Here is a 1,190-nt window from a genome sequence, read left to right as displayed (position 1 = left end):
CAACAAGCATTATTTATTCAATGATCTTAGAGACGATACCGGCACCAACAGTACGACCACCTTCACGAATAGCAAAACGAAGTTTCTCTTCCATCGCTATCGGAACGATCAACGAAACATCCATCGCAACATTGTCACCTGGCATAACCATTTCCGTTCCTTCTGGAAGCGTAACAATACCTGTAACGTCCGTCGTACGGAAGTAAAACTGAGGACGATAATTTGTAAAAAATGGCGTATGACGTCCACCTTCATCTTTTGTCAAAATGTAAGCTTCTGCTTTAAAACGTGTATGAGGCGTAACGGATCCTGGCTTCGCCAATACTTGACCACGCTCAATCCCTTCACGATCAACACCACGTAGAAGAGCTCCTATATTATCACCCGCTTGACCTTGATCTAAAAGCTTGCGGAACATTTCAACACCTGTAACCGTCGTCTTAGATGTTGGACGAATACCGATAATCTCGATTTCCTCTCCAACTTTAATAACACCACGCTCAACACGACCCGTAACAACGGTTCCACGACCCGAAATCGAAAATACATCTTCTATCGGCATCAAAAATGGTTGATCAACAGGACGTTCAGGGGTTGGAATATAATTATCAACTTCACTCATTAAAAGACGAACAGCATCTTCACCAATGCTTTTATCCTTATCTTCAAGAGCTGCCAACGCAGAACCCTTAACAATTGGTATATCATCACCTGGGAAATCATACTTGGATAAAAGTTCCCGAACCTCAAGCTCTACAAGCTCCAAAAGTTCTGCATCATCAACCTGATCAACTTTATTAAGAAAAACAACAATTGCTGGAACACCAACCTGACGTGCAAGCAAAATATGCTCACGTGTCTGAGGCATTGGACCATCAGCTGCTGAAACAACCAAAATAGCACCATCCATCTGTGCTGCCCCTGTGATCATGTTTTTCACATAATCAGCGTGTCCTGGACAATCAACGTGCGCATAGTGACGATTTTCCGTTTCATACTCAACGTGTGCTGTAGAAATAGTAATTCCACGTGCGCGCTCCTCTGGCGCAGCATCAATTTGGTCATAGGCTTTAAATTCACCAAAATATTTCGTAATCGCTGCTGTCAACGAGGTCTTCCCATGATCAACGTGACCAATCGTACCAATATTAACATGCGGTTTTGTTCGTTCAAACTTGCTCTTCGCCATT

At 43.1% G+C, this 1,190-nt stretch carries 1 protein-coding gene; it reads right to left on the bottom strand.

Features of this window, described 5'->3' with window-relative positions; genetic code table 11:
- Positions 1–13 precede the first annotated feature (13 nt).
- Positions 14–1,189, bottom strand: a complete 1,176-nt coding sequence (gene tuf / locus ACFILD_RS03980) for an elongation factor Tu (protein WP_012755022.1) — start codon at positions 1,187–1,189, stop codon at positions 14–16.
- Position 1,190: the final 1 nt, after the last annotated feature.

The organism is Bartonella sp. CL162QHHD (assembly GCF_042195435.1).
Taxonomy (GTDB): Bacteria; Pseudomonadota; Alphaproteobacteria; order Rhizobiales; family Rhizobiaceae; genus Bartonella.
This window is presented reverse-complemented; position numbering and strand designations above follow the sequence as displayed.

Coding starts and splice junctions, on each gene's coding strand:
- tuf (WP_012755022.1), bottom strand. CDS start 1,189: ATGGCGAAGAGCAAGTTTGAACGAACAAAACCGCATGTTAATATTGGT.